A 4718-nucleotide genomic window follows, 5' to 3' on the forward strand; every position below is an offset into this window, starting at 1 on the left:
TACTACCGCCGAGCAAATTGTTAATGAATGGCTAGCAGAGAATGACTTAGCAGCGCAATCAGTGAGTAATACCTTATTAGATGACGCGCCAATTAAACACTCTTTGACCCATTTTCACTGGTATTTACAGCCGCAAAAACTTGACATCAACCTGACGCAAATCATCGATTTAAACGATAAACTTAGTGCAGCAAATATAGACTTTAAGTGGCTAGATAAACAAAAAGCGCAAGATAATCTCGGACTACCACGCGCTATGATTAAGATTATGGAGGACTAAGCTAGTCTAAAAAATCCAGCCCACATTCTAAAATTATTTGAGTATAGTCAGTCCATTGTAAAAACAATACAGCGTAACTGATATTAATATTGCGCAGCATCGAGCAGCGTAGACACAGCACGCAAGGAAAATTGATATCAGTTGCGCGTTAAAATTAAATTTATCTGTTTTATTTAGTATTTACTATACATAAAGCCTTTAGGACTTTGGTACTCGCAAACGCATGAGTCCTTCTTGCTGAACGGTGGCAACGAGACTGCCATCTTGCCAGAACTGACCGTGATTGAGACCTTTAGCATTAGAGGTGGTATCACTCCACATGTCATAAAGCAGCCAATTATTGAGATCAAACGGACGGTGAAAATGCATGGAGTGATCAATACTAGCCGCTTGCAAGCCTTTAGTCATAAAGCTGACGCCATGCGACATGAGCCCGGTACCTACCAGATAAAAATCTGATGAGAATGCGAGTAGTGCCTGCTGAATCGCAATAGGCTGATTACCAAGCTCGCGGATACGTAGCCAGTTTGCTTGTTTGGGTTTGGACGGTTCAGGGTTGATAGGATCACGCGGTTTGACTTGTTTGATCTCGACATGACGACGACGCATAAAACGCGCTTTGAGCGCCTCTGGCACTTTGCCGACGTATTCTTCTTTGAGATCTTGCTCCGAGAGCAAATCCTCAGGCGGCGGATACACAGGCATATCCTCTTGATACTCAAGCCCTCCCTCCATCGGTGAGAACGAGGCAATCATCGAAAAGATAACTTGCTCAACAGGCGCACGGCCTTTGACCTCTTTGTACTGAATAGCGGTGACTTCACGCGCAGATAGACTGCGACCATCACGCAGACGGCGCACTTGATAGATGACCGACTGATTGATATCACCGCCACGCAAAAAATACCCATGCAATGAGTGACAAGGCTTGTCTTCGCCTAAGGTATGCGCGGCCGCCATAATCGCCTGCGCGAGCACTTGCCCGCCAAAGATACGAGAGCCAACATAATCGTGGCTTTTACCTTCAAATACATCAGGACTGACCTCAGTTAAGGCGACAGTCTCTAGCAACTCATCTATAAGTTTTGCATGATCAGGCATGACGATACATTTCCTTTTTTTCTGCTGACCACTATCGGCCTTCGAGAATACTGCGACGCCAGCACTACCTACTGCTAGTCCGCCAAAACCAAGTATAGTAACCAATACTAATGGATTTGACCACCGACTAAAAGACTAGTCATTAGTATAAACCTGACTAGGCCGTGTTCTTATTTTGGTAACAATAGTATCGTTTTTAATATTCTCTATCTTCTACTTAAGGTTTGACTGCGACTAGTACGCGAATAGAATCAGGCACCAAAGACAAGTTTGCCAGTGCTTGCTCACCTTGCGCTTGGAGTTGCTCTAGGCGCTCGATTTCGCTTGGTCGCACATTTGGATTGATGGTTTGTAGGTGTTTTAGGCGTTTGATCTCACGCGTCCACTGCTGGCTAAAACGTGCACTTGCCTGCGCGCCGATCTCCCCGAGCTGATTACGTGCAATCTCTTCAGCTTCATAATAGCGCTGCTCAATGATATCGCCGCGTACCTTGATGACTTGGCGGGCGCGGTTTTTGTCCAAACGCTCAATATGCGGCATGATCATATCACTACTGATACGCACGGATAGATCACTGCCTTGTTCACTGATAAATACGCGAATGTTTTGCGTGGTCAATGTCGCCGGCAAGTTCAATAGTTTGGGCGCAATCGCCTCTACGCGAAAGTTAACCTCCAGCATTACCATACCTTGCGGCATAGCATTGCTTTTTAGCATCGCAACCGTGGTATTACCAAAGGTGCTGGTGCTCGCCAGCTCATAGATGGCTTGCATGAGTGGATGCTCATGAGTGATAAATTCGATATCTTCACGCACAAGCGCCTGCTCACGCTCAAAGGTCAAGCTCATACCGTCTTCATCACCAAGCGGTAGACCATCGATATAGTCACTGATCTCAGTGCTATCGATAGGCGCAATCACCCACGAGCCATCGCGCTGAATATTATGATCGATATTAGCTGAGGCAAAGAAGCGCTCGATAAATTGCGGCAATAGATTATGTCCATCAAACTCATGCATGGCGCTTGCGATACGCCCAGCAACGCGAGGACGGCACGAGTTGTACTCAAGCAAGCGATCACGACCCGCCTGTAATTGCGCCTCAAGTCCCAGGCGCAGCTGCTTAGCATCGGTAATAAGCGTTTGCAGTCTGGCGCGGTTGTCCGCAGTATCCGCCCCTTCTAACAGCGGTTTAAGCTGAGCTATATATTGCTCTTGTACGCTTTGTGCTGTCGGTGATATCTGGCTAAACATATTGAGCGCGTCGTTATACCACTGATACAAACGCTCTTGCGCGGTGCCCTCTACATAAGGGATATGCAGCATGATTTGCTGTGTTTGTCCAATACGATCCAAGCGACCAATGCGCTGCTCGAGCGTATCTGGATTGGCGGGTAAGTCCCATAAGATCAAATCACTTGCAAACTGAAAGTTACGTCCCTCGGAGCCAATCTCAGAGCACAGGAGTATCTGCGCGCCCTCGCTATCAGCGAAGAAGGCAGCGGCTTGATCGCGCTCAAGTAGCGTCATCTGCTCAGTAAAGATAGCCGTCTTGATACCGGCATGCAGGCGCAATACGGCCTCTAAGCTCTCGACGGTAGCACCGCTACGGGCGATAAGGAGCACTTTTTGTTGTTTGAGCGCACCTTTTAAAATATCAATAAGCCACGGCACACGCGGATCATCCTCAAGCCAGCCGCCATCGGGCTGATTTTCCTCGCCCCACAGCTGCTCACGTAACTTACCAGTCGTCTGGTAGCTATCCACCCAAGCCTCAGGCAGTGGCAGCGGATGTGCTTGGCTGCTACGACCATGAAAGCCTTTAACGCTTTCACGAGTATTGCGAAACAAAATACGCCCTGTACCGTGACGATCTAATAGCTCATTTAGTGCGTGCGTGCGCAGCTTATCATCGTCGTTAATAGGCGCAAGCTCATCGAGACTGATATCTAATAACTGACTCAGCGCAGTAATTTGATTATCACTTAGCGGCTTATCTTCTATGAGCACGCCAGCAACGGCAGCTGTTTGAGCAAAAGCGCTTTGACTTGCGATAAACTCATCTAAATCATCGAAACGATCAGGATCAAGCAGACGCAAACGGGCAAAGTGACTCTGCGCGCCCAATTGCTCAGGCGTGGCGGTGAGTAACATCACCCCAGGCGTCTCTTCGGCGAAATCTGCGATTAGGTCGTATTTTTCATTGCCACCCTGCGTCTCGTCCCAGTGCAAGTGATGCGCCTCATCAACGACCAATAGGTCAAACCCAGCTTCCATCGCTTGATCATACAAGTCAGGGTGATCTAGTAGCAGATCCATACCCGCGATAATACATTGCTCGGTGGCAAAGACGTTTTGCTCAGGGTCATGCTCTTTAATCGCCGCCGTACGCACCAAATCAAACAGCGCAAAGTTCAAGTTAAAGCGGCGGCGCAGCTCAATCATCCACTGATACTGCAAACTATCAGGCACAAGGATGAGCACGCGCTCAGCTTTTCCTGTGAGCAGCTGCTGATGGATGATGAGTCCCGCTTCAATGGTTTTACCCAGTCCCACCTCATCAGCGAGCAGGACACGCGGCGCGATACGTTTGCCGACTTCGTGCGCGATGTAGAGCTGATGCTCAATAATGTCGACGCGCGCCCCCATCAAGCCTTTGAGCGGGTGACCTGCCAGCGCCGCTTGCATACGCAAAATATCTTGGCGCAGCTCGTACCAATCTCCGCGCTCAATGCGCCCTGCGAGCAGACGCTCAAGGGGCTTAGCAAGAGTGATATTGGCGGCAAGACGGGTTTCCATAATAGGCTTGATTGCGCCCTCGCTATTATCCTCAACACCATATTTGAGCACGCCCATCACTTCATCCACACGATTTACCGTATAGGTTTTGCCGTCTTGATCGCAGATACTATCGCCGACTTTAAACACCACGCGCGATAGCGGTGCAGAGTTTTTGGCATAGACGCGCGTCTCCTCGCTTTGTGGAAACAAGATATGCACGCAGCGATCATCGAGGTCGATGACCACTCCTAACCCAAGCTCAGACTCGGTATCAGATAGGTAGCGTTGGCCAACGGCAAATTCGGTACTGTGTAATGCAGCGGTCGTCATAGTCATAAGGCGGTATCTTTTGTACTTGAGTAATAAATAGTAGATTATGGCGGCTATTTTTGCGAACAAGACTTATAAGGTAAAAAATGACATATTTGCTTGTGTCAAAATAGCTCATCATTATATAGCGTTAGCGGCTAGATGAGTGCGCAGTATTGCGTTTTCAAGAGCATATCTATAAGGAGTATTACTGGTCGGTTAAATAGCTTTTTAGACAATCTACTA

The 4718-nt window shown here is 48.2% G+C and carries 3 protein-coding genes; 1 reads left to right on the forward strand and 2 read right to left on the reverse strand.

All coding sequences use genetic code 11. The features are described from left to right. Positions 1-280: NUDIX hydrolase (locus tag ACTXGO_RS09830; RefSeq protein WP_459112921.1), on the forward strand; the 280-nt coding region annotated here is incomplete at its 5' end. A 198-nt stretch (positions 281-478) separates the two neighbouring features. Here ACTXGO_RS09830 and ACTXGO_RS09835 read toward each other — a convergent pair. Both ACTXGO_RS09835 and rapA read right to left on the reverse strand, forming a co-directional pair. After that, on the reverse strand, positions 479-1381 hold the full coding sequence (locus ACTXGO_RS09835) for an acyl-CoA thioesterase (RefSeq protein ID WP_317200088.1): 903 nt from the start codon (positions 1379-1381) through the stop codon (positions 479-481). 217 nt (positions 1382-1598) lie between these two features. Beyond that, positions 1599-4493, reverse strand: coding sequence for an RNA polymerase-associated protein RapA (gene rapA / locus ACTXGO_RS09840; RefSeq protein WP_443574260.1), 2895 nt, complete (start codon positions 4491-4493; stop codon positions 1599-1601). Between the last annotated feature and the right edge of the window lie 225 nt (positions 4494-4718).

The sequence above is a fragment of the Psychrobacter sp. T6-1 genome (genome assembly GCF_052258445.1).